17 protein-coding genes are annotated in these 23,626 nt (G+C 62.4%); 10 read left to right on the top strand and 7 right to left on the bottom strand.

Annotation, left to right across the window (positions count from 1 at the left end; all coding sequences use genetic code 11):
- Positions 1–58 precede the first annotated feature (58 nt).
- From VSX79_RS06025 to VSX79_RS06015, 3 genes are all read right to left on the bottom strand, one after another.
- A complete protein-coding gene (locus VSX79_RS06025; RefSeq protein WP_326914790.1) occupies positions 59–1,492 on the bottom strand; it encodes an aldehyde dehydrogenase family protein in 1,434 nt (477 codons plus the stop codon).
- An 84-nt stretch (positions 1,493–1,576) separates the two neighbouring features.
- The gene (locus tag VSX79_RS06020) at positions 1,577–2,551 is read right to left on the bottom strand and encodes an apramycin biosynthesis protein (protein ID WP_326914789.1); all 975 of its coding nucleotides are present in this window, start codon (positions 2,549–2,551) and stop codon (positions 1,577–1,579) included.
- A 41-nt stretch (positions 2,552–2,592) separates the two neighbouring features.
- Entirely contained in the window at positions 2,593–4,227 is a 1,635-nt protein-coding gene (locus tag VSX79_RS06015; RefSeq protein ID WP_326914788.1) for a GMC family oxidoreductase, read from the bottom strand.
- 49 nt (positions 4,228–4,276) lie between these two features.
- Between VSX79_RS06015 and VSX79_RS06010 the strand changes: the two genes are divergently transcribed.
- The 3 genes from VSX79_RS06010 (at position 4,277) to VSX79_RS06000 (ending at position 8,417) form a co-directional block, all read left to right on the top strand.
- Positions 4,277–5,347, top strand: coding sequence for an IclR family transcriptional regulator (locus tag VSX79_RS06010; RefSeq protein ID WP_326914787.1), 1,071 nt, complete (start codon positions 4,277–4,279; stop codon positions 5,345–5,347).
- 584 nt (positions 5,348–5,931) lie between these two features.
- Positions 5,932–7,005 carry a maleylacetate reductase gene (locus VSX79_RS06005; protein ID WP_326914786.1) on the top strand — a complete coding sequence of 358 codons (1,074 nt, stop codon included), beginning with the start codon at positions 5,932–5,934 and terminating at the stop codon, positions 7,003–7,005.
- A 464-nt stretch (positions 7,006–7,469) separates the two neighbouring features.
- Positions 7,470–8,417 (top strand): LysR family transcriptional regulator, encoded by a 948-nt coding sequence (locus VSX79_RS06000; RefSeq protein WP_326914785.1) that lies wholly within the window; start codon positions 7,470–7,472, stop codon positions 8,415–8,417.
- 336 nt (positions 8,418–8,753) lie between these two features.
- Here VSX79_RS06000 and VSX79_RS05995 read toward each other — a convergent pair whose 3' ends face one another.
- Both VSX79_RS05995 and VSX79_RS05990 read right to left on the bottom strand, forming a co-directional pair.
- Positions 8,754–9,731: a PDR/VanB family oxidoreductase gene (locus tag VSX79_RS05995; RefSeq protein ID WP_326914784.1), complete on the bottom strand. Its 978-nt coding sequence runs from the start codon at positions 9,729–9,731 to the stop codon at positions 8,754–8,756.
- 10 nt (positions 9,732–9,741) lie between these two features.
- A complete protein-coding gene (locus VSX79_RS05990; RefSeq protein WP_326914783.1) occupies positions 9,742–11,427 on the bottom strand; it encodes an FAD-dependent oxidoreductase in 1,686 nt (561 codons plus the stop codon).
- Between the two features lie 205 nt (positions 11,428–11,632).
- On the opposite strand from VSX79_RS05990, the gene VSX79_RS05985 reads away from it, so the two are divergent.
- The 3 genes from VSX79_RS05985 (at position 11,633) to VSX79_RS05975 (ending at position 16,252) form a co-directional block, all read left to right on the top strand.
- Positions 11,633–12,508 (top strand): LysR family transcriptional regulator, encoded by an 876-nt coding sequence (locus VSX79_RS05985; protein ID WP_326914782.1) that lies wholly within the window; start codon positions 11,633–11,635, stop codon positions 12,506–12,508.
- Positions 12,509–12,671: 163 nt separating this feature from the next.
- Entirely contained in the window at positions 12,672–13,679 is a 1,008-nt protein-coding gene (locus VSX79_RS05980; RefSeq protein ID WP_326914781.1) for an MBL fold metallo-hydrolase, read from the top strand.
- A 341-nt stretch (positions 13,680–14,020) separates the two neighbouring features.
- Positions 14,021–16,252: a TonB-dependent receptor gene (locus tag VSX79_RS05975; RefSeq protein WP_326914780.1), complete on the top strand. Its 2,232-nt coding sequence runs from the start codon at positions 14,021–14,023 to the stop codon at positions 16,250–16,252.
- 150 nt (positions 16,253–16,402) lie between these two features.
- Here VSX79_RS05975 and VSX79_RS05970 read toward each other — a convergent pair whose 3' ends face one another.
- Positions 16,403–16,999, bottom strand: coding sequence for a TetR/AcrR family transcriptional regulator (locus tag VSX79_RS05970; RefSeq protein WP_326914779.1), 597 nt, complete (start codon positions 16,997–16,999; stop codon positions 16,403–16,405).
- 69 nt (positions 17,000–17,068) lie between these two features.
- Here VSX79_RS05970 and VSX79_RS05965 point away from each other — a divergent pair, with 69 nt between their 5' ends.
- Positions 17,069–19,258: a TonB-dependent receptor gene (locus VSX79_RS05965; RefSeq protein ID WP_326914778.1), complete on the top strand. Its 2,190-nt coding sequence runs from the start codon at positions 17,069–17,071 to the stop codon at positions 19,256–19,258.
- Positions 19,259–19,286: 28 nt separating this feature from the next.
- Positions 19,287–20,576: a metallophosphoesterase gene (locus VSX79_RS05960; protein ID WP_326914777.1), complete on the top strand. Its 1,290-nt coding sequence runs from the start codon at positions 19,287–19,289 to the stop codon at positions 20,574–20,576.
- A 21-nt stretch (positions 20,577–20,597) separates the two neighbouring features.
- Here the strand turns inward: VSX79_RS05960 and VSX79_RS05955 are convergent, their stop codons facing one another.
- Positions 20,598–21,230, bottom strand: coding sequence for a glutathione S-transferase family protein (locus VSX79_RS05955; RefSeq protein ID WP_326914776.1), 633 nt, complete (start codon positions 21,228–21,230; stop codon positions 20,598–20,600).
- Positions 21,231–21,665: 435 nt separating this feature from the next.
- On the opposite strand from VSX79_RS05955, the gene VSX79_RS05950 reads away from it, so the two are divergent.
- Positions 21,666–22,346, top strand: coding sequence for an alpha/beta hydrolase (locus VSX79_RS05950; RefSeq protein ID WP_326914775.1), 681 nt, complete (start codon positions 21,666–21,668; stop codon positions 22,344–22,346).
- Positions 22,347–22,634: 288 nt separating this feature from the next.
- Complete coding sequence (locus VSX79_RS05945; RefSeq protein WP_326914774.1) at positions 22,635–23,597, top strand: ring-cleaving dioxygenase; 963 nt, start codon at positions 22,635–22,637, stop codon at positions 23,595–23,597.
- Positions 23,598–23,626 lie beyond the last annotated feature (29 nt).

Raw genomic sequence — 23,626 nt, 5'->3', positions numbered from 1 at the left:
GCGCAGGCGGAGCCGCTCTTTCCCGACGGCTTCGCCCTCCAGGATCGTCATGAGCCCGTCAGTTTCGCCGGATCACCAGGTTCCGGATCTCGCTCATATCTTCCATGGCGAAGCGCACGCCCTCGCGGCCCAGTCCGCTGTCCTTCACCCCGCCATAAGGCATGTTGTCGACGCGGTAGCTCGACACGTCGTTGACGACAATGCCGCCAACGTCGAGATGATCCCATGCGTCGAGAACTTTGTGGATGTCGCGCGTGAACAGGCCGGCCTGAAGTCCGAATTTGCTGTCGTTGACCTCGGCGAGAGCGGCCTCCCAGTCGGTGAATTTCGACAGGATGACAACGGGGCCGAACGCTTCCTCGCGCACCACATCGGTGTCGCCGGGGACATTTTCGAGCAGTGCGGCTTCGAGCATGTTGCCCTCGCAGCCACCGCCCGCGAGCAAGGTCGCGCCCGCGGCGACGGCGTCGTCGATCCAGCCCTTCAGCCGCTGCGCTTCCTTGACCGAAATCATCGGCCCGATGAAGGTGTCGCGATGCTTCGGATCGCCCGATTTCAGCGTCTTGACCTTCGCGGTGAGCATGTCGCGGAATGTGTCGTAGATCTCCTCATGGATGATCACGCGCTGCACATGGATGCAGCTTTGCCCCGACTGGTAATAGCCGCCGAAGATGATGCGCGCGAGCGCATGGCCCAGGTCGGCATCCTTGTCGACGACGACCGCGGCATTGCCGCCGAGTTCGAGCACGACCTTTTTCTTGCCCGCCTTCGCCTTCAAATCCCAGCCGACACCCGGCGAGCCGGTGAACGACAGCAATTTCAGCCGCTCGTCGGTGGTAAACAGGTCGGCGCCGTCGCGCGTCGCGGGCAAGATGCTGAACGCACCCTCGGGCAGGATATCGCACTCGGCGAGCACTTCGCCCATGATGATCGCGCCGAGCGGGGTCAGCGATGCCGGCTTCATCACGAACGGACAGCCGATCGCGATCGCGGGCGCGATCTTGTGCGCGGCGAGGTTGAGCGGGAAGTTGAACGGCGAGATGAAGCTGCACGGCCCGATCGGCACGCGCTTCCACATCCCCATATAGCCTTTGGCGCGCGCTGACACGTCGAGCGGCTGGACCTCGCCATAATTGCGCGTCGCTTCCTCGGCGGCGATGCGGAAGGTGTCGATCAGGCGCGTGACCTCACCCTCGCTGTCGGCGATCGGCTTGCCCGCCTCGACGCAGAGCGCATAGGCCAGCTCGTCGAACCGCTCCTGAAAGCGCCCTACGCAATGGGTGAGGACGTCGCGCTTCTCATAGCTCGCCAGCCGCGCCATCGGCTCGGCGGCGCGCACGGCGCCCGCGATCGCTTCGTCGATCACATCGGGGGTCGCGAGCGCAGTACGGAACGCGACCTCGCCGGTGAATTTGTCGATCACCTCAAGGTCGGTGTTGGGCTGCACCGCCTTGTTGTTGAGATAGAGCGGATAGACGTCCTTGAGTTTCATGCGGCCGGACTCCCATATCCGGGCGAAGGCCGGGCCCACTGTCTGGACTCGGGCCCTCGCCGCGGCAAAATGCACCAGATGTCTTTATGGCCGCTGGAGAGCGCGCGCGACGCGGCTGAGGTAGAAAACGCGTTCGAAGGTCGCATCATACGCCACCGGAATCATCTGGTCCGCTGATCGGAACCAGCGTCCGTCCTCGGCTTGCACGTCGCAGATCCATTCCGCCATGCGCGCCGCTGTGTCGCGGAAACCCGCATCGCCGGTTACCGAGAAGATCTCGGCGCAGCCCCACGCGATCTTGCCGTTAGACGTCGATTCAAAGATCTGGGGGTGGCAGGTTTTCACGAAGACGAGCAGCTTCTCCGCCGCATCGATCCATTTGCGCTCGCCCGTCAGCAGGTTCATCTGCGCCATCAGCGCGAGCGCATATCCGATATACCAGTAGACCTGGCCGCTCTCCGAACGCTGGACGGTCCAGCCTCTCGCGTCTTCTCCGGCCCCCGGCCGGATGAAGCCATTGTCCGGGGACCAGCGAAAATAGAGGGCCTTTTCGGGCTCGGGCTGATCTTCGACAAGCTGCCGGACGAGTTCCGCCCCTTTTAACACCGCATCGCTCTGCCCCGCGGCGAGCAGCGCCGTCAGCGCGCAGCACGTCAGGCCGATGTCGATGGTCCGCGCCGATCCCTCGGCAAGCGCGCCGCCCGTCGTCCCGCAAAGCTGCCGCGCGATCGCACGCGCGGCGGGCACGGACATGTCGTAGCGACCGGCGATATGCGCGCCCCAGGTCAGCCATGAGTCGCGGTAAATCGGCCCGACGGTTGCGGCGGAATATTGTTCGCCGCCAAACTGCCCGTCCTTGTAGAAGTCGCGCTTGATCTTCCGCGCGGCGCGCTCGGCTTCCAGATAGCGTCCCGCCGCGGTGAAGGTCAGGAGAGCCTTGTAATAGCCGAACAGGACAGTCTCGCTGCCTTCGAGTTCGCCCTCCGCCGATACGCGGCCGGCAAGCCATTCCAGGCCGCGCGATATGGCTTTCTCGCAGCGCTCGACAATATGGGCCACGCGATCCTCCCCGGGATTTCCGATATATGTTTGAAGCGGCCTCATACCGCCGCCTCGCGGATGAGCGCGGCACCCTTCTCGCCGATCATCAGCGCGGCCGCATTGGTATTCGACGAGGGCATGGTGGGCATGATCGAGGCATCGACGACGCGCAGCCGGTCGATCCCGCGAACGCGCAACCGGTCGTCGACGACTGCCAGGTCGTCGTTCCCCATCTTGCAGGTCCCGATTGGATGATAGGAGGTCTGGCCGCTCTGGCGGATATAATCCACGATCTCGTCATCGGACGACGTCTCGGCGCCCGGCCGCAATTCAGCGACGACGAACCGCGACAGCGCCGCCTGCGACGCGATCGTACGGGCGATCCTGATGCCCGACGTCAGGACCCGGATGTCTTCCTCGTCCTCGAACTGGTCGGGATAGATGCGCGGCGCAATATTCGCATCGGGCGATGCGATATGGAGACGGCCGCGCGACCGCGGCGACAGTTGAACGACGCCGATCGTAAGACCCGGATGCGGATCGATCCCGAGGTCCTTGCTGTACGCCATCCGGTCCTTGCCGCTGAAATGGTGAAGCTGCAGCTTGAGATCGGGAAGCGGCGCATCGGGGCGCGAGCGTATGATGGCATGCGCCGATGCGAGCGGGGTCGACATCAGTCCCCGGCCGAGGAAAAGCCATTCCGCACCGACTTTCATGCGGAACGCCAGGTTTCCGACGAGTTCGTTGAGGCCGGCCGTGTTCCTGGCCTTCAGGCTGATGCGGGTTTGCAGATGATCGATCAGATTCTCGCCGACACCGGGCAAATGGTGGACAAGCGCGACGCCGGCCTTCTCGAGGATGGGCGCGCTGCCTATGCCCGACACCTCGAGCAGTTGCGGCGACCCGATCGCGCCCGCGCTGAGGATGATCTCGCGATTGGCGCGGATCGTTTGCTCGCCGGCGGCATTCTGCAGGACCACCCCGCTCGCGCTCCCGGCCACGACATGGATTTTCCTGACCTGCGTGTCCGTCAGAAGATGCAGATTCTTTCGCTTCATGGCCGAGGATAGATATCCGACGGCGGCGCTTTGCCTTCGCCCATAGCGGGTGTTGAACTGGAGCGGGCTCGCACCCTCGATCGAGGCGCCGTTATAATCGCCATTCTCCGGGATTCCCGCCTCGGCGCAGGCATCGATAAAGGCCCTCGTCACCGGCAGATTCAGCCTGAGGCGCTCGACCGAAATCGGACCCCCGCGCCCCCTGTACTGCGGGTCGCCATCCTCGAAATCCTCGAGCTTGCGGAAGAAGGGCAGGACATCCTCATAGCCCCAGCCGCCATTGCCCATATCCCTCCAGCGATCATATTCCTCGCGCAGCCCGCGAATGAATATGGTGCCGTTGACCGAACTCGAACCGCCGACGACCCTGCCCCGCGGCCACCGCAGCGTCCGGCCGCCGAGCGCGGGCACGCCTTCTGTCTCATAGGGCCAGATCACGTCGGTGCGGCGGAGCATCTGCCCGGTTCCGAGCGGCGCCCGCATCCAGAACAGCTTGTCCGGGCCGCCGGCTTCGACGAGCAGGACCGAATGCTTGCCGCTTTCGCTTAGCCGGCTGGCGACGATGCATCCCGACGAGCCCGCGCCGATCACGATATAGTCGTAGGAACTCATGACGTCGCCCGGCGCTAAATTCATATCGACGCTATCCATCCTCCAGCGGCGGCTTGCAGCGAAAGAGGAGCCCATGCGCGCACGCACGCATGGGCTCCTACACTCGGCAGCCCCTCCCGGCCCCTGTCGTTCATTTTTTGAACGGCAATCGACATCTAGTTTCATATATCGGAACTGTCAAAGCAATCTTGTCGATATATCGAAATTTGATTTTTTACCCCGCGTCGCTATCAGTGTGCCGAAGGCGAATTTCCGTTTCCTGTGGAATGGCTGGCCGGGTGCGCGGCAGCCGGCAGGGCGAAGGCGAAGCCTGAAAGACAAGGTGGGACAATCAGTGGCGGACGAGAAGCAGGGTTCGAAAGCAAGACAGCGCTCCTCCCCGAATCCCGACCCCTTCTTTGCGACCACGCTCGACAGAGGCTTGAAGGTGCTTTCGGCTTTTGGGCCGTACGATGCCTGGCTGAGCAATTCGGAGATATCCTCGCGAACGGGAATGCCGCGGTCCTCGGTCTCGCGCCTCACCAACACGCTGGTCCAACTGGGCTATCTCGGCCGCAACGAAAGCGGCGCCTATCGCGTGGGATCGCAGGTTCTTTCGGTGGCCTATCCGCTCCTTGCGCGCTTCAAGATCCGGCAGGCCGCGCGGCCTTTCATGCGGGATTTTGCGGTGCGGGCGGGCGGCAATGTTTCGATGGCAATGTCGAACGGCCTTCACGCGATCATGCTCGACGTCACACGCTCGGACGACACGGTGGTGTCCGACTATATTTCCGACATAGGTTTCTCGGTCCCGCTTTACAGCACCGCGGTGGGCCGCGCGATCCTCTCGCTCATGACGTCCGGCGAGCGCTCTGCGCTTCACACCAGAACGCTGGAGACGGCTCCGCATCTTGCCGGCGAGAAAGCCGAGGCCGATCGCGGCGCCGAAGATTGCAAGGCGCACGGGTTCTGCTTTGTCTCGTCGTGGCGCGCCGAAACCCTTGCCGTCGCGGCCCCCCTGTTGCGGACGGCCGACGGCGAATGCCTGGCGCTGGTGTGCGCGACGCCCGCCTTCCAGACCAACGAGACAGAGATGCGGAGCGATACCGGGCCGCGCCTCGTATCGCTTGCCGCGCGGATAAGGGCCTTGCCGGGGGATCGCTGATCCGCCGTCGACCCGTGGGGGAAAGAGGTCGTCGCAGACGCCCGGTACCCGATAGTTGAAGGGCAATATTCCGAGGGCGAAAGCGCCGGCGCTCTTCCAGGAATACGCGCCGCCAGCTGCCTGCAACCGACATCAAAACGATAAGCGATGCCCCCACGCTCGCCGCAGCGAAATCGCCGGAAGGGCGAGAGTCCGGCGACGATGCGCGAGGCAATGATTGGATGACCGCCCGGTGGTGTTGTCGTGATCGGCGGAAAACGCGTCGTGCCCCGCGCTGCGGTTATTCGGAATGTGTATAACCCCTATCTGGTTTCGGAGGTTCATCGCCGCTCGCCACGTTGCTATCCCCGGCTGGCATAGCGCGGCAAAGCCGCTTTTAAACGGTCCCGGCTCGCGTGCCGGGGGACGATACAGGGAGAAAGGTAGTCCTTCTTGGCGCGGCCGCGGGGTATCGGATCGCGCGTGCGGCCCCGACGCCCGCATCGCATCCGCCATCGCGGCGATGCCCTGCCTTTGCAACCAGCCTGTCTTCGTTTCCCGGCGCGCCTGCGGCGCCCCTGTCTGGATTTGATCGGATCAACCTCATGGACTTCACATTCAATTCCTTTCCCTACCGCGTCATCTTCGCGCACGGCGCACTGAACCGTGTCGCCGACGAAGCCGCGCTGATCGGGAAACGCGCGCTGATCCTGTCGACGCCCGAACAGGCCTCGGCCGGACGGAATGTCTTCGCGCTGCTCGGCCCGCTCGCCGGAGGCCTTTTCGACCGGGCGACGATGCACGTCCCCGTTTCCATCGTCGAGGAAGCGCTGGTCGCGGCGAAAGAGATCGGGGCCGATTTTACGGTGGCCATCGGCGGCGGATCGACGACGGGCCTCGCCAAGGCCCTGTCGCTTCGGGCCGGCTTGCCTTCACTGGTCATTCCAACCACCTACGCCGGATCCGAGGTCACCCCGATCTGGGGCATGACCGAAGACGGCATCAAGACCACCGGGCGCGATGCCGGGGTGGTTCCGCGAACGGTCATCTACGATCCCGACCTGACGCGCTCGCTTCCGCTTGGCATGACCGTGGCGAGCGGCCTCAATGCCATCGCTCATTGCATGGAAGGCCTTTATGCCGTCGATGGCAATCCGATCGTGTCGATGATGGCCGAAGAGGGCATAAGATCGCTTTACGAGAGCCTCCCCCGGCTCGCGGAAGATGGGGGCGACGACGAGGCGAGGACGCAGGCGCTTTACGGATGCTGGCTCGCAGGCATGGTATTGGGTTCGGCGTCGGTCGCCTTGCATCATAAGTTGTGCCACACGCTCGGCGGCCGTTTCGACATGCCGCATGCCGAGACGCACACCGCGATCTTGCCGCATGCGATCGCCTATAACGCGCCGGCAGCCCCCGATGCGATGGTGCGCGCGTCGCGTGCCATGGGCGGCCGCGAGCCGCCGGCCGCTCTCTATGAGCTTGCCTCGAAGCTGGGCGCCGAAATGTCGCTGGCAAAACTCGGCATGCCCGAGGAGGGCATCGAAATCGCAGCGAAGCTCGCGATCCAGAATCCCTATCCCAATCCGCGGCCGGTGACCGAGGATGGCATTCGCGCGCTTCTTGCGCGGGCTTATACTGGCGCCATGCCGCAGAGCGCGGAATTGGAGCCAGCCTAGCAAAGCGCATGTGCAGCGAGGCCTCGTCGGATGCCTCGCCTGTTCGGGCGTTTCTCTGCCCGGCGCGCACCCGCCCGGTGAATCAGCCGGAACATATCGGCGAAAGCGGCGCCCTTCGTTTCGCCAGGCCCGCGCGGCGTCAAACGCGCCGCACGGGCCTGCGGGCCTGCAGTAGAAAAGCGCGGTCAGTGGCTTCCGACGCGGCGCCGCCGGCCCGCTCGTGAATTAGGATTATTCATAATCTGAATGCGCCCTATCCAGGCGATTTTCTTGCTTCCGCCCGGTGAAGGGCGCAGCTTTTCCGGACAAGATAAAAATTGCCCGGAGAGGAGCGGCGTCGGGCAGCCGCTTTAGAGCAAGGGAGCCCCAGCGATGCCGCCGTGGGTCTGCAATCATAACATGGGGCGCTTGCGGCGCCGCGACGGGTCGCCGCCGATCCCTCCATGTGCGGCGGAGGCCGGCTGATGCTGTCTTTCCTCCATTTGACGGTTTTCGAGACGCTGCTGCGGCTCAAGAGCGTGACCCAGGCGGCCGAAGCCCTCGACTTGCCGCAGCCGACGCTCAGTCGTCACCTCAAATATCTGCGATCGCATTTCGACAATCCGCTGTTCGTGCGCACCAGCAAGGGTCTCGAGCCGACTGCGATGGCGATGTCGATCGCGGGCGCCATCTCGGATGCCCTCGAAATCTACGCGAAGCGATTGTCGGCGGATCAGGACTTCGACCCGTCGGCCTCGCACCGGAATTTTCTGATCGCGGCGACCGACATCGGGCATTTATTAACCCTCCCGTGGCTCGAGGACTGGGCCCAGAAGACCGCCCCGCATGTGAGCTTTACGGCGGTTCCGTTGGGGCGCTCTCGGCTTGTGGCGCAACTGGAATCGGGGGAGGTCGATGTCGCGATCGGCAGCTTTCCGAATTTGGTCGCCGGGATTCGCGAACAGACGCTTTTCAGGGAGCATTATGTCTGCATTGTGCCCAGAAATCTCGTGAAAGGCCGAGAACTTACATTAGACGAATATTGCAGCGCGCGGCATATTCTGGTCGACGGAAAGCGCCTCGGTCATATCCACGAAGAAGTCGAAAAGCGCATCCTCGATGTCATCGGCGAAAGCCATGTCCAGATATTGTCGGAAAATTTCCTGCTGAGCGCCCACATGGCCGAACGCTCGAACATGATCCTGACGGTCCCCTCACGCGTCGCGGCTATCGCGAGCCCCGAGCGGGTTTGCCTGATGAAGCCGCCGATCGACTTGCCGGGCTTCGATGTGAAGCAATATTGGCATGAACGGTTCGACAGCGAGCCCGGAAATATCTGGCTGCGCGCGCATATTGCGCGGATCCGGCAGGTCGAGGCCCGCACCGCTTGCCACCCCGAATGGGAACCCAGAAAAATAGCCGCGAACATGTGACGCATCGGCGCGATGACGTATAACTTTCTGTCGTTTGCGCAGGTCGCGGAGAGAGCAAGACCGTGATCCGGATCGTCGGTGAAGGCTAAGTGCGCTGGACTTAGCCATGCGGAGCGCACTCAGTGGATGCTATTCTATCGCGAATGAAATTGCCCAAATGCGGCCGTGACGCCCACATCGCGAATGAGGAATTGAAGGCGGCCTCGAGGTGCCGGTCACGACTTTCCGAGGAAGAGCCAGGTTTATATGCTTCATGCAAATCAGGCCCCTCCCGTTAAAGGGAGGGACCTGAAGCACTCAGCCTGAACGGGACGGGCTTCGGGGCCTGTTCTTCGATCAAAGATCGAGAACGAGCCGGTCCGTCTTGCTGAGCGAACAGCAGATCAGCATGACATCATTCGACGCCTTCTGATCGTCGGAAAGCACCCAGTCTCGATGATCCGGAACGCCTTCGAGCACGGGTGTCCTGCAGGTGCCGCACACGCCCTGGGTGCAGGAATAATTCTGGCTGATCCCGTTCTGCAGCAATGTCTCGAGGATCGTCATCCCTTCCTCGACCAGAAATTCGCCGCCGCTCTTGGCGAGCACGACCGTGAACTCGCCGGCGGGGCCGGTATCGGCGGGTGCGGCTGCCGCGCCGAAATGTTCGAGGCGCACGCGATCGGACGGAACAGCGGCTGTCGCCTGCTTATAGGCTTCGAGCATCGCCGCGGGCCCGCAGCAATAGAAGATGCTGCCATCTGGCGCCTTGTCGACGATCGCCTTGATGTCGAGGACCTGGCCGCCGCTTTCGCTATCCAGATGCAGCTTGACCTTGCCGACGGCGTCGCCGTCCGCTGCTGTGATATCTTCCAGAAAGGCCGCATATTCGGCGGCGCGGCAGGCGTAGTGAACCTCCCACGACCCGCCCAGTTCGACCTGCCGCTGGATCATCGACCAGATTGGCGTGACACCGATTCCGCCCGCGATGAAAACCGAATGCGCCGCGCTTTCCTCGAGCGGAAAATTGTTCGACGGCGCGGTGATCGTCAGCCGGTCGCCGACCCGCACCTTCTCATGCATGAACTTCGATCCGCCGCGGCTGCTCCGGTCGAGGTTGACCGCAATCACATAGCGATCGGACTGCCCCTGCGGATTGACCAGCGAATAGCTTCGCACCAGGCCATTGCCGAGACGGATGTCGATGTGCGCGCCGGCCGTGAACGGGGGCAGTGTGCCGCCCTCGGCCGGCCGCAGTTCGAAGGAAGCAATCCCCGTCGCTTCGTGCGTGATCCGTTTGACGACAACGTCGATCGTATCGAGCGATTCTGTCATGGCCTGATCCTTATCCGCATGCTTCGACGAGCGTATCGCTCAGTGCGTCGGTGATGACGGCAAGGCGATCGAGCCGGGCGCGGGCATGGATGTAGGTGTCCGGGCGGATCAGCGCCGCCCAGCCGGCCTCATTGGCTCCCCATTGCCGGGCGAGATCGCCCGCCGTGTCGACGAACACATCTTCACGGATTGAGGCATCGCTACCCTTGGGCAGGACGGTGACCAGCTTGACCTGCGGCCAGCGCTTGGCAACGGTCGCCGCAAACGCCTCAGCCGCCTCTCGCTCGGCCTCGGTTTGCGGCGCGAGGAGCAGCGTGAAGCGCGTGTGGCGCGTCAGATCGAAGAGGCGAATGCGCGGCGCCAGATCGGCATCGGGCACGCGGTCGCCAGCCTTCGCCCCGGCCAGGCCATCGTCATTATAGGCGGCGAGCTGCTCGCAATAATTATACGACATGCCCGATACCCGGCGGGTGGCGGCATCGTGCCAGCCGGCCTCCTGCGTCTTTGCAATGCGATCCTCGAGCCCCTGGCCATGACCCATGATGATCTCGTGCATCGCGTGGGTGCCTTCGAGAAGCTGCGCCGCCACCGGGGTTCGCTCGGGCCCATAGGTTTCGACGAGCGAGCGATGCGCCTCGCCATTTTCGACCATCGCGATCTTCCACGCGAGATTGAACGTATCCTGCATGCTGACGTTCATACCGCTGCCGCCTGACGGCGAATGGCAATGCGCCGCGTCCCCCGCCAGGAAGACGGCTCCCTGCTGATAGCTGCTCGTCATGCGCTTCCACACGCGCCACTTGGTGGCCCAGCGCGGCTCGTCGAGCGCCGCCACATCGTCGAAAGCGCTGACATAGCCCTGGAACGCCTCGCGGGTTTCCTCAAGGCTGGATTTGTCGGCCTTGCCGTTGTCGCTGATCAGGACGCGGTAATTGGTGCCGGGTAATTTGGTGACGAGCACGAATTTGTCCTGCCCGATGAAATAGTGAATCCAGTCGTCGCCCGCGTTGAAATCATTGATGCCGACATCCATCATCTGCAGGACATTTTCTTCATAATCCTCGCCCTCATAGGCGATGCCCAGGCATTCGCGCACGCGGCTGCGCACGCCATCGGCGCCGATGACCCAGCGCGGACGGATCGTCTCCTTGCTGCCGTCGGCAAGGCGGAGCCCGACTTCGATGCCGCTCTCATCCTGTTTCAGCGACAGCAATTGGGTGCCCCATTCGGGGCGGAAGTTGAATGTCGCATCGAGATGCTGGCGCAGCACGCGCTCGGTTTCGTTCTGATTGTAGATCATGATGAACGGAAAGCGCCCCGGCAGGGTGGAGAAGTCCAGAATCGGCTTCGCTTCGGTATTCTCGAAATTGAAGGTGAAGCCGTTGCTCTTGATGCCCGTGTCGAGATAGCGGTGGGCGATGCCGATATGCTCCATCATCTCCATCGTTCGCGAGTGGATCGTGAAGGATTTCGAGGTCTGGTGCGGCACCGGCAGCCGGTCGATCAGGCGGCACCTGACGCCGCGGCGAAGGAGTTCGCCAGCCGCGATAAGACCGGTGGGCCCTCCCCCTACAATAAGAACAGGAGCATCCGCCTTACCGTCCGAAGAAATCGAACCAAATTCCGCTTTAGTCACGACTATATCTCCCAAATATAGAATTATTTTTATTCGCAAAATCCGGTCGAGCCCGGGCACACTTCGCAGAAGGTCCAGGCCGTCGGATTGGTCACAATTTATAAAGACGCAGATATCCGAAAGAAATTGCGATTATCGCCCGCGGGTGAATTGACTCCATACGGATACTGAATAGGCCGCACGTCCGCAGGACCCGCTTTCCTAATGCGATCCGAGGCGATAATGCCCCGTCATGAATGAGCTTCTGCTCCCGCTCGGCCACCTGATGGTTTTCGACGCGATCTACCAGCATCGCAACGTCAGCGTCGCCGCGCGCCTTTTGGCCGTGCCGCAGCCCACATTGAGTCGCTGGCTGGGGCAGCTGCGGCAACATTTCGACGATCCGCTTTTCGTGAGGACGCGGTCGGGAATGGAGCCCACGCCCTTTGCAGACCAACTGGCCGCGCCCATCCAGGACATGATTGCCATCTATCGCCAAAAGGTCCGGACCGAACAGAAATTCGACGCGGCGACCACGACCCGCAACTTCAAGGTAGCGGCGAGCGATTTTGGCCAGGCCCTCTTCCTTTCCAGCCTCTATTCCTCCTTGTCGTCGGCGGCGCCGAGCGCACGCGTCAGCGGCGTCACCCTCGGACACAAGGCCTTGATCGAAGAGCTGGAGTCCGGAGCCGTCGACATAGCTATCGGCGGATTCCCGGCGTTGGCTGGCGGCATCAAGGCGCAGACCCTGTTCCGCGAGACCTATGTGTGCGTGATGCGCCGCGATCACCCCGCGCGCCGGACCCCCTTCGATCTGCAAGCCTTTCAAGACTGCGATCACATCGTCGTCGCGGCGCATGAAATCGGCCATGTGCACGAGCAGGTCGAGAGCAAGCTTCTCGAAATCTGCCCGCCCGAACGGATCCGAATGGTGTCGGAAAGTTTTATCGTAAGCGCGATGATCGCCGAGGAGACCGATGTCGTGCTGACCGTGCCCGGGCGCACGGGCCGCTGGTTCGCGAAGCGCGGCGTGCTCGAGGTCGTCGACGTGCCGTTTGAGCTGCCCGCCATCGACGTCAAGCAATATTGGCACGAGAGATATCATAATGACTCCGGCAACACGTGGCTTCGCCGGACGATAGCCGATCTCGATTTTCGCTGACGGGCGATCGGCTCTCCTGGCCTTGCGGCCGCAAATTCATTTTTCGCTCCCCGGCCATCCATTCCCGATACTGGCCAAGGTCGGGGCTGCGCCTATCCTGCCCCGCACCGAGGCACCTAGAGCGCTGCCGCGCCCGCCTTCGTAGACAAGGGAGCATTTGCACATGGGCGATTTCGAACCGACGCGGCGGGCGGTCCTTCCCCTGCTCGGCTTGCCGCTGCTGGCGCCCGCCGGCGCGCAGGCCTTCGAGGAGGCGGCGGGCTGGGCGGATCAGCGCGATGCGCGAGGGGCCTCGGTGCGCCGCGAGCTTGAAAAGGCAGTCGGCACGAAGCTCGTCCTGCTCGGGACGGGCGCGGGTCCCGTCGCCGGGCGCGCCCGGCAAATGGCGTCTTCGCTGATCGTCCGCGGTGCCAAGGCTCATATCGTCGACTGCGGCCTCGGCGTCACCGACCTGTTCATGCGGACCGGGGTGCCCTTTCGCGCGGTGGAATCGATCTTCCTCACGCACCATCATCCCGACCATAATATCGAATATGGCCCGTTCCTCCTATTGGGTTGGCTACGCGGCCTCCCGCGGCAGCTTGCGGCCTATGGCCCGCCTCCCCTCGCCCAGATGACGACCGACTATGTCCGCGCGATGGCCGGTACCACCGCCATGTGGGCGCGTGATTTTCATCTTGCGGATTTTTCGGCGCCGCAGGTCCACGAAATACCGGCGTCCGGCGTGGTACTACATACCCGGGATCTCACCGTCCGCGCGGTGGCAGTCGATCACCCACCCGTCGATCTCGCGCTCGCCTACAGGTTCGACTTTCCGGACCGGTCAATCGTCTTTTCGGGCGACACGCGTGCTTCGGACAATCTAACCGCACTGGCCGCGGGCGCCGATATTCTCGTTCATGAAGCCATTCATCTTCCCGGGATCGAGCGTCAGGCCCGGGAGCAGGTGGCCGGCGGCCTCGCGATGACACCAGCGGACTTTGTGCAGCATATTGCCAGAGCGCACACCCCGATCGGCGACGTCGGAAAAATCGCACAGCGGGCGGGCGTCGGGACATTGGTGCTCAGTCACATCTATCCTGACGATGTTGCCGCCGAGGTCTGGCGGGATGAGGCGGCCAAAGTCTTCAAGGGCGATATAATCGTCGCGAGCGACCTGACCATCGTGTGACATATCGCGCGGGCCGTTCGGGGCCTTTTCTGGTGCCGCGCCGGACGCTTGCGAATGGACAAACAGCGACGCCAGCCGATTTTCGAATTCCGGCTATTCAGTTTCGGCAATTGCGAGCCTGCGCGCTGCCACATAAAATATCTCCACAAGGGCGAAAAACGCCATGAAATTACACAAAAAAATATTTTGGGAGATGGACTTTGAAGAACGAGGGAACTGTATCGCGCAAAAAATCCGGATATAACGGCGTGCTTGCAAAGACGGGGCTGGCCATATCTTTCAGCTTGTTCGCTTGCCCGGCGCTATACGCGCAGGAGACTGCAACCGAGATAAGCGAAAATATGGAGGCAGCGCCCATCGAGGCGCCCACGTCCACCGACGCCGTACCGCCGCAAGAGGCGCCGACGGAAGAAGCCGTCAGCAGCGGCGGCGTCGAAGATATCGTGGTGACGGCGCAGAAGCGTTCGGAGAGCCTCCAGAAGGTCCCGATCGCCATCTCGGCGCTGGGCAACGAGGCGCTCGAGACCCGTGGCTTCGACAATCTGTCGACATTGACCAAGCTCGCGCCGTCGATCCAGCTCAGCAATTTCGGTCCGATCGCCTATGTGACCTTGCGCGGGATCGGTAACGAGAACAGCACCGCAGGCGGCGATCCCGGCGTCGCGTTCCACTTCGACGGCATCTATATCGGCCGCCCCGTCGGAACGCTGTTTTCCGCTTTCGACACCGAGCGCGTCGAGATTCTGCGCGGCCCGCAAGGGACGCTCTATGGCCGCAATGCCACCGGCGGCTCGGTCAACTACATCACCAAGAAGCCCTCGCAGGACTTCGAAGGCAATGCCGACGTCACGATCGGAAACTACGACATGTGGCGCCTGCGCGGCGCGGTCAACATTCCGGTCAGCGAAGGGCTGAGCACGAGGTTCGTCGCTTTCCGCGAAAAACGCGACGGCTTCACCCACAATAGCGTCCCGGGGGGCACCGATGCCAACGACGCCGATAATTACGGATTTCGCGGGCATATCCTGATCGAACCGACGTCCAATTTTTCGGCGCTGCTGTCAGGCACGTTCATCCATTCGGGCGGCGTCGGCAGTCAGCCCGAGCTCCGTACTCCCTTTCCGGGATCGACGACGGGCCAGAATCTCGCGGGCCCACCCATCCCCGGCACGAACAATTATCTCGTTGGCGGCGCTCCGCTCGTGAACGACCTGCGGCCGTTCCACGAAGGCAAGGATATCGCCGAATTCCAACGCAATGAACTGTTGCTCTTCGGCGCCAATCTCGAATGGGACATGGGGCCGATTACCGCGAAATCGATCACCGGCTATGTCAAGCCGACGTTCCGGACGCGGCAGGATGCGGACTTCTCGCCGAAGGATCTCGGCAGCCTCAACCTGAGCGAACGTGCCGAACAATTTTCGCAGGAAATCCAGCTCCTCTCGAACGCAAGTGGCGCGGCGCCCTTCACCTGGATTTTGGGAGCCTATTATTTTCACGAGAAAGGCAGCCGCGAGTCCAGCTATCGCGGCAGCCGCTACGATATCATCGCGAACGCCAACAATCGGCCGTACGGCTTCGTGATCGGCGGCAATATCACTTCGGAATCCTACGCGACATTCGGCCAGGCCACTTTCCGCCCGACCGACAGCCTGAGCTTTACGGGCGGGATTCGCTACACGCACGATGAAAAGCGCGGGAATAATTATGGCTTTCAATTCGCTCCGCCGGCCTATGACGGGCCAGTCGAAGGATCATGGCAGCGTGTCACCTACCGCCTGGCCGCCGACTATCAATTCACGCCCGACGTGCTGGCTTATGTCAGCTACTCGACGGGCTACAAGTCGGGCGGCGTCAACCAGGCGATCAATCCGATCGTGACCAACGCGGTCTATGACCCCGAATATGTGAAAGCCATCGAAGTCGGCGTGAAATCGCAGCTCTTCGATCGGCGGCTCCAGGTCAACACGTCACTCTATCGTAACAAGTACGACAATCTCCAGTTCCAGATCTTCGGGCCCTTCGGACCGCAGGCGTTCAACGCGGATGGCGCGACCGTTCAAGGCATCGAACTCGAAATCCGGGCGGCGCCAACCGACTGGCTCCAGTTCGACGCCTCCGGGGCCTATAGTGACGCTACGTTCGACCCCCAGGTGATCCAAGGGGTGCAACTCGGCGGCAACCGGGTCCAGCGCACGCCCGAATGGACCGCCAATCTCGGCGCTTCGGCGGATTTTTCACTGGGATCGGCGGGCAGCGGGCGCTTTCGCATCGACTATTCCTATACGAGCAGCATCTTCTACACGGCCTTCAACCGCGATACCGCCTTTCCGGTCCCAGCGGGATCGGACCTCGCGCCGAGCTATAATAATGTCGATCTGCGCCTCTTCTATTATTCGCCCGACAAGCGCTGGACCGCGGAATTCTTCGCGACAAATCTCTTCAATACGGTCCAGGTCGGCAACCTCTTTCGCGGGATCGGCTTTACCGACGTAGCGGGCGGCGGCGGGCCCGAAATCACCAGCTACAAACCACCCCGCATGTATGGCGTGCGGGCCGCATTCGCTTTCTAGAGCACAGGATCGATCCTGGGTGCCCCTATGGCCGCACGTTCAGAACGTGCGGCCATCCTTTTTGGGAAATGGCGGTTCGCGCGGCCGCGCGCCGTCGGACGTTTGACCGGGCCGGCGCCCCCAAGAGGGACGTCCCGACGCCCCCCGACATCACGCCTGCCGCGCGCCGGTGTAAAAGAGGCGCCACAACAGAAGCTTCGTCTCGTTGTGATCGCCCACCATGAACATCCGGTACAGGCTGGTCAGGCGGATGGCGTGATGGGCAAGAACATCCGCCGCGGGAGAGGCCATGACGCTGCCTTCGAGCTGCGCCGCGTGTATCACGTCGCTCGTATAGGCATGGATCGTTCCCGGTCCGGTGCCGGGAGACATGTCGCCTCCGAAGGTGTGGCGAAAATCGTCGAGCATGGGGGCTGCAATATCGGGCGATTCCATATTATCGTAGATGAACCAGATTAGATGGCGGAGGATTTCGTGTGCGGGAAGCTCGCCCAGGTCCCCCCTTTTGCTCTCCCATAAAGCGCCGAGACGCCGGCTGCCTTCGCCGACGAGCGCCGCCTTTTCCTTGAAATGGAGGAAAAAGGTCGCCCGGGAAATTCCTGCGGCCTGACAGATATCGCCCACTGTCGTCGCGGCATAACCCTTCGCGGAAAAGAGTCCTACCGCGCAATCGTAGATGTGGCGGCGGGTCCGCTCGCGCTTGCCGACCGCGCTGCCGGCCGCTTCCTCGATGATACTCACTGCCACGTCATAACCCTGTCACAACCCGTTTCTAGACACCCGTCCAATTCTTACGGCAACGGGAGTTTCGAGGAAATGAAGAAGTTGATCAAGGTCGGAAGCGCGATGGCGCTTCTGGCCCCGGGGATTGCTGTCGCTCAAACGGCTGACCAGTCGGGCGGCGAAATCATCGTTACGGCGCAAAAGCGCGAGACGCGGATCGTGGACGTGCCAGCCGCGATCAATGTGGTCGGCGGCGAGCAGCTTTCCGACAATGGTGTCGCGAACTTCGAGGATCTGACGTCGCAGGTCGCCGGCATGAGCATCACATCGAATTTCGGCGGCGTGGCATCGACGACGATCAGCATCCGCGGCGTCGGCGGCCAGGACGATTACCGCCCGAACGGCAGCCCCTCGGTCGCGATGCACATCGACAATGTCTATCAATCCTCGAACGTCTTCCTCTCGGCGCCCTTCTTCGATGTCGAACGCGTCGAGGTCCTGAAGGGGCCGCAGGGCACCCTCTACGGCCGCAACAGCACCGCGGGCGTCGTGAACCTGATCACGCGCGGCCCGTCGGACAGCTTCGACGGCTATGTCCAGGCGGATTATGGCAGCTATGACCGGTTCCGTGCGGAGGGCGCTGTCAGTGTGCCGCTCACCGACAGCATCGGGCTGCGCGTCGCGCTGCTCACCGACCAGGGCGGCGGCTTCATGGACGGCAAGGGCGCGGGCCCGGCGACGGGCATGCAGCTGCGTCCCGAGCTGCCGCCACTTCCCGATCCGGGCGCGCGCGACAATTATGGCGACCGCAACCTCTTTGCCGGACGCGTGACGCTGCGCGCCGAAACCGATGGCGGCGATCTGACGCTCAAGCTCTGGAAAAGCCGCGATCGTTCCGAGAGCCAGCCGCAGGATTCGGTCGGGGGCGTCAGCAATAACGGCTGGCTCGAGCCCGACGACGATCCCTTCACCTTCTATTCGAACCGCTATCCCCGCCGGAGCATCGACCTGTTCGGCGTCGGCGCCACGCTCGCGCAGGATCTCAGCGACGCCCTCCACCTCGACCTGGTGATCGGCCACGAGACCTCGGACCGAAACCTCGACGGAGCGCCCGGCGCGCCGATCCGCGTCAACCAGTTCATCTTCACCGACAAGGTCAAGCAGACGTCGGTCGAGGCCCGGCTATCGAACGCGAGCAGGGGCCGGTTCGGCTGGGTGGTCGGCGCCTATTATTTGCGCGACAAGACCGATTTCGGCACCACCCTCTTCTACGAGGATTCGCGTTTCACGCAGATCAACACCGACTATCACCAGGGCCGCAAGAGCTTCGCGGTCTTCGGGCAGGCCGACTGGCGGCCGATCGACCAGCTGACGCTGACGGGCGGCATTCGCTACACGACCGAAAGCTCGGACTATTCGGGGTCGACGATCGATGCCAACCCCTATGGCATCACCACCGGCATCGGGCTGCCCTTGCCGGTGATCTTCGACAATGACTTCAGCGACGACAATATATCGGGCCGCGTCTCGGCCAAATTCGATATCACCCCTTCGCTCTCGGCCTATGCCGCTTACGGCCGCGGCTACAAGGCGGGCGGTTTCGACGGCACCAGCATCTTCTCGCTGCCCGAGGCACTGTCATTCAAGTCCGAGACCGTCGATTCCTTCGAAGGCGGCATCAAATGGTTTCCGTCCTCGCGCGCCTTCAGCCTCGCGATCGACGGCTTCCATTATTCCTTCAAGAATCTCCAGTCGAGCACCGCGACGCCCAATGGCAATATTCGCACCAACATCGCCGCGGCGACGCTGAAGGGTCTCGACATTACCGGAACGCTCCAGATCGTCCGGACATCGACCCAGCAACTCGCCTTCGATCTCGGCGCGACCGTGCTCGACAGCAAGATCACCAAGTTCGAATCGGCCAACCCGGTCCTCGTCACGCTCAATCTCGGCAACAATCTGCCCGCCGCGCCCGATGCTTCGGGGCATGCTCGCCTCAGCCACTCGATCACGTTCGGCGACGCATGGCGTCTCAAATCGAGCGTCGATGCAACCTACAAAGGCAAGGAGTTCAAGCGCCTCGACAACGCGCTGTCGGCGCAAACCGCTGCCTATACGCTGATCAACCTTCGTCTCGAGATCGAGAATCTGGCGTCGGGTCTGTCGCTCTATGGCTATGCCCGGAACCTGACCGACGAGCGATATTATATCGACATCGCCGGCCCGTCGCGACTGATCGGCACGCCCCGCACCTTTGGTATCGGCGTCCGCGCCGCCTGGTAATCGCAAGCAACTGGTAGAAAGCAAGTTCATGACCCAGAGAAAATTTCGCCATGCGCTGGCGATCGCCCTCACCGCCGCCGCCTTCTCGGTGCCCGTTGCGGCGCAGCAGGACCGGGACGCCTTCACCATCGCGGTGATACCCGACACGCAGAATTACATCGATTTCAGCCACCAGCGCGAAGCCGGATTTCCAATCGACGCGAAGGAAATCTTCTTCGACCAGATGGAATATATCGCACGCAACGCGCGCTCGGCGGGCGGCGACATCGTGTTCGCCACCGCCGTCGGCGATATCTGGCAGCATGGCAGCAAGCCAATCGACGCGAAACACGCCGCAATGGGGCAAAAGTCGATTTCTAATTCCGTCTTCGGCGCCTACCTCACTCCCGAGCCGAATACGCTGTCCGTCGAGATGCCGACCGCACGCGCAGGCTATTCGATCCTTTCGGGCAAATTGCCCTTTTCGGTGGTGCCGGGAAATCACGACTATGACTCGGTCTGGTCCGATGCGCGCTGGCCCGCCACGGCGGACGCAGCAAGTCCGCTACGCTATGGCACGCTCCACTATGGCGGGCTCGACAATTTCCGCTCGGTCTTCGGGAGCGATTCCGACTTTTTCAAGGGAAAGCCCTGGTATGTCGGCGCGTTCAACGGCGGCGCCGACAGCGCGCAGATATTCGAGGCGGGCGGCTATCGCTTCCTCCACATCGGGCTCGAAATGGCGCCCGAGGATGACGTGATCGCCTGGGCCGAGGGACTGCTCAAGAAATATCCCGGCCTTCCGACCATCATCTCGATCCACGATCATCTGAATGTCGCGGGCGAACGCAAGGCGATCCCCGCGGTCGACTTCGACGCGGTGCACGCCGAGCATAATGATCCCGAGGAGCTCTGGCAAAAGCTGATCCTGCCCAATGACCAGATCTTCATGGTGCTGAGCGGCCATCAGCATGGCCAGTCGCGCCGCATCGACAAAAATGCCGCCGGCCATATGGTCTATCAGATTCTCGCCGATTATCAGGATCGCGGCCAGGCGCTCGCGATGCTCGCGCCCGACGCGAAACCGGCCGCGCTCGGCGACGGGTGGCTGAGGCTGATGCGGTTCGACCTTTCCGCCGCGGTGCCGACGATCGCGGTTTCGACCTACTCGACCCATTTCCATAGCTCGTCCGAACGCATGCCGACCTATGCGGCGCTGTACAGGCCCCATGAACAGCCAACGATGAGCGACCCCACCTTCCTCGGCGAGGAGAATTTCACGCTGCGCCTTGAGGATTTCCGGCAGCGATTCGGTCCTGCGCAATCTTCGAAGAAGTGAAGGCGAAGAAGCGGCGGCGTGTTACGTCCAGGACAGGCCTTCTTGTGCCAACGCGTTCGCCATCGACGGCCGCGCCGCGATCCGGTCGCCGAAAGCCGCTAGCCGCGGCAGCGCATCGAGCTTCCCCGCGAGCACCGGCCGCCGCGACCACAGAATGAAAACGAAGAGATAGAGATCGCAGAGGCTGAAGCGCGTTCCGAGCGTAAAGGGCGCATCGCCAAGCCGTTCGTCGAGCAGAGCAAGCACCGCGCGGAGACCCTCCAGGCCGGTCGCCGCGACGTCCTGCTGCCCCGCCTCGCTCACGGCGAGACGCCCCGGCCGGAAAATCGGACGAAAAGCGACATGGACCGTGCTCGAGAGAAGCGCGAGCCATTCGAGCGCGCGAGCGCGCTCCATCCCCGAAACCGGCAAGAGGCCAAAAGCGGGAACCTGTTCGGCGATATAGGTCAGGATCGCAACATTCTCGGTGAGGATGACGTCGCCGATCTCGAGTGCGGGGACTTTCGCCCACGGGTTCTTGGCTAGATACTCGGGCTTGGTCTGCTCGTTCTTGCCGAGATCGATGCGCTCGAGTTCATAGGCGAGGCCGGATTCTTCCAGCGCGGCATGGGAGGCCAGCGAGCAGGAGCCCGAATTGTAATAGAGTTTGAGCAACCTTCATCCTTTCTGCGAACAAGGCATAGCCGTGCGGCTGCCGGCTGGCAGCGGCAAGCCATGATTGTGGATTTTGTCTTTTCATCTTGCCGCATCGGCTGCGCCAGGGCGAAGCGCTCGCTTCGTTCAGGCGACGCCTCAGCCTCGAAGGCGCCGGAAAGGCGCAATCGAGGTGTATGTTTTCATTTTATTTTTCTGGATCTGGAAAGGACTCTGCAGCGCGGCCACAACATCCCGGGCCCTCCGCCCCACGTCCATATTCATTTTTCGCATTCACCCCATCCGATCTTCGCGCTTCCAACAAAGGGTGTTCTCTATCCACTGTCGCGAAACAAAATCGGTCCGAAATCGATGCGGCCCGGCCAGCATGAGATGAGCCGCGATTGAGACCTGCTCCGCTGGTTTTGATCGACACCCGCCCGGCGAACCGCGGCCTTGCCGGCGCTTGCGCGCGGGCTCAAAAAGAGGAGATGCTCGATGTCGCGAGACCAGGCCATCGTCATGCGCTACGACAGTCCCGATGAGGGAGGCGACAGCCGCGACATCGTCTATCTGCACGGCCGTGGTAGCACCGAGCGCGAGGCAGGCTTCGCCCTCTCGCTCTTCGGCAACGCGAATGTTCGCGCCTATCGCGGGCCGATCGCGCAAGGAGGCGGCTTCGCCTGGTTCCTCAATGCCGGCACCGGAACCGCGGTCCCGCAGAGTCTTGCGCATGAGACCGCCAAGATCGGGAACTGGATCGCAGCCGATACGGGCCGCCGCCTTCCCTGGCTCTGCGGGTTCAGCAACGGCGCTGCAATGGCCGCGTCGCTCCTGCTCGACCGCCCGCGCGCCTATGCCGGGCTTATCATGATCGCCGGCTGTTTCGCGATCGACGACAGTGCCATGCCGTCCTTCGCGATCGCGGGAAAGCCGGTGCTCTTCTGCCGAGGGCAATTCGATACCGTCATTCCCGCCGGCAAGTTCGAGCAAGCGGAGCGCTATCTCAAAGGACGCAGCGGCGCGCTCACAGCGTTCATCGAATACGAGGGCGGCCATGAACTGCCGCTTCCGATCAAATCCTCCATCCGGACCTGGCTGATCGAATGCGAGGGCGGCGCCCGGTCATCCGGTTGAGCATGGTGGGGCTCCGCATCGAACTGCCTGATACCAAGGACCGCCCATGCGAAGATGCGCGCTGTGTCAAGGCGCGGGGCGAACCCTACGCATGGCTTGCCGACACGCCATAGTCATGCTCGCCGCCGCGACCGCTTCTAACGCATCCACATTCGCTTTTCGAATGGGCAGTATCCGCAAGCTTGCATGGAGAGCGTTCGAGCAGAGTGCTATTTCCAATATGACCCCGAGGCGATCCGAGACCAACCTCCCCGCCGCGGTTCATGGATCAAATATTGGAGAGCGATCGTGGATTCGAACCATATTACCAGCCTGCATCATATCACCATCTGCACCGGCACGGCGCAGGGCGACATCGACTTCTTCGTCAAGATCCTGGGACAACGCTTCGTAAAGCGGACGCTGTTCTACGACGGCAGCACTCCCATCTACCATCTCTATTTCGCGGACGAGCTCGGCACCCCCGGCACGGTGATGACGACCTTCCCGACGCGCCGCACGGGCCAGAAGGGACGCAAGGGATCGAACCAGTTCACCGTCTGCACCTATTCGATCCCGAAGGGTTCGCTCGAATGGTGGATCGAGCATCTCGACAAGAATGGCATTCCGACGGGCAAGCCGGGCGTGCGCTTCGGTCAGCGCTTCGTCGGTTTCGAGCATCCCGATTGCGGGATCGAATTCGAGGTCCTCGAGGATGAGCATGACACACGCGAACCCTACGCCTCGCCCTACGTGCCCCTCGAGCATGCTCAGCGCGGATTCCACAGCTGGACCGCCTCGGTGCGCGAGCTTGAGGACATGGATTTCTTCATGAACAATTGCTGGAACTTCGAGAAGATCGGCGAGGAAGGCAATCGGCACCGCTATCGCGTCAAGGGCACCAAGGACTCGGGCACGGTCATCGACATCGTTCATGAGCCCGATCGCCGCCAGGGCAGCTGGACGATCGCAGAGGGCATCATTCACCACGGCGCCTTCGCGGTCCCTGACATGGACGTCCAGGCGCGGATCAAGTTCGAGACCGAGGGCGTCGGCTTCACCGATTTCTCGGATCGCAAGAACCGGGGCTATTTCGAATCGACTTATGTTCGCACGCCGGGCGGCGTGATGTTCGAGGCGACGCACAGTCTCGGCTTTACGCATGACGAGGATGAAGAAACGCTCGGTATGGACCTCAAGGTCTCGCCGCAGTTCGACGACAAGAAGCACCTTATCCAACAGGCGATGGCCGACGATCCGATCGTCGTCTGAATCATCGGGCGGAAGGCCCCCCGGGGAGA

It is taken from the genome of Sphingopyxis chilensis (assembly GCF_035930445.1).
In the GTDB taxonomy this organism is placed as follows: domain Bacteria; phylum Pseudomonadota; class Alphaproteobacteria; order Sphingomonadales; family Sphingomonadaceae; genus Sphingopyxis; species Sphingopyxis chilensis.
The sequence above is the reverse complement of the archived record's forward strand: the minus strand, read 5'-3'. Positions and strand labels throughout refer to the sequence as shown.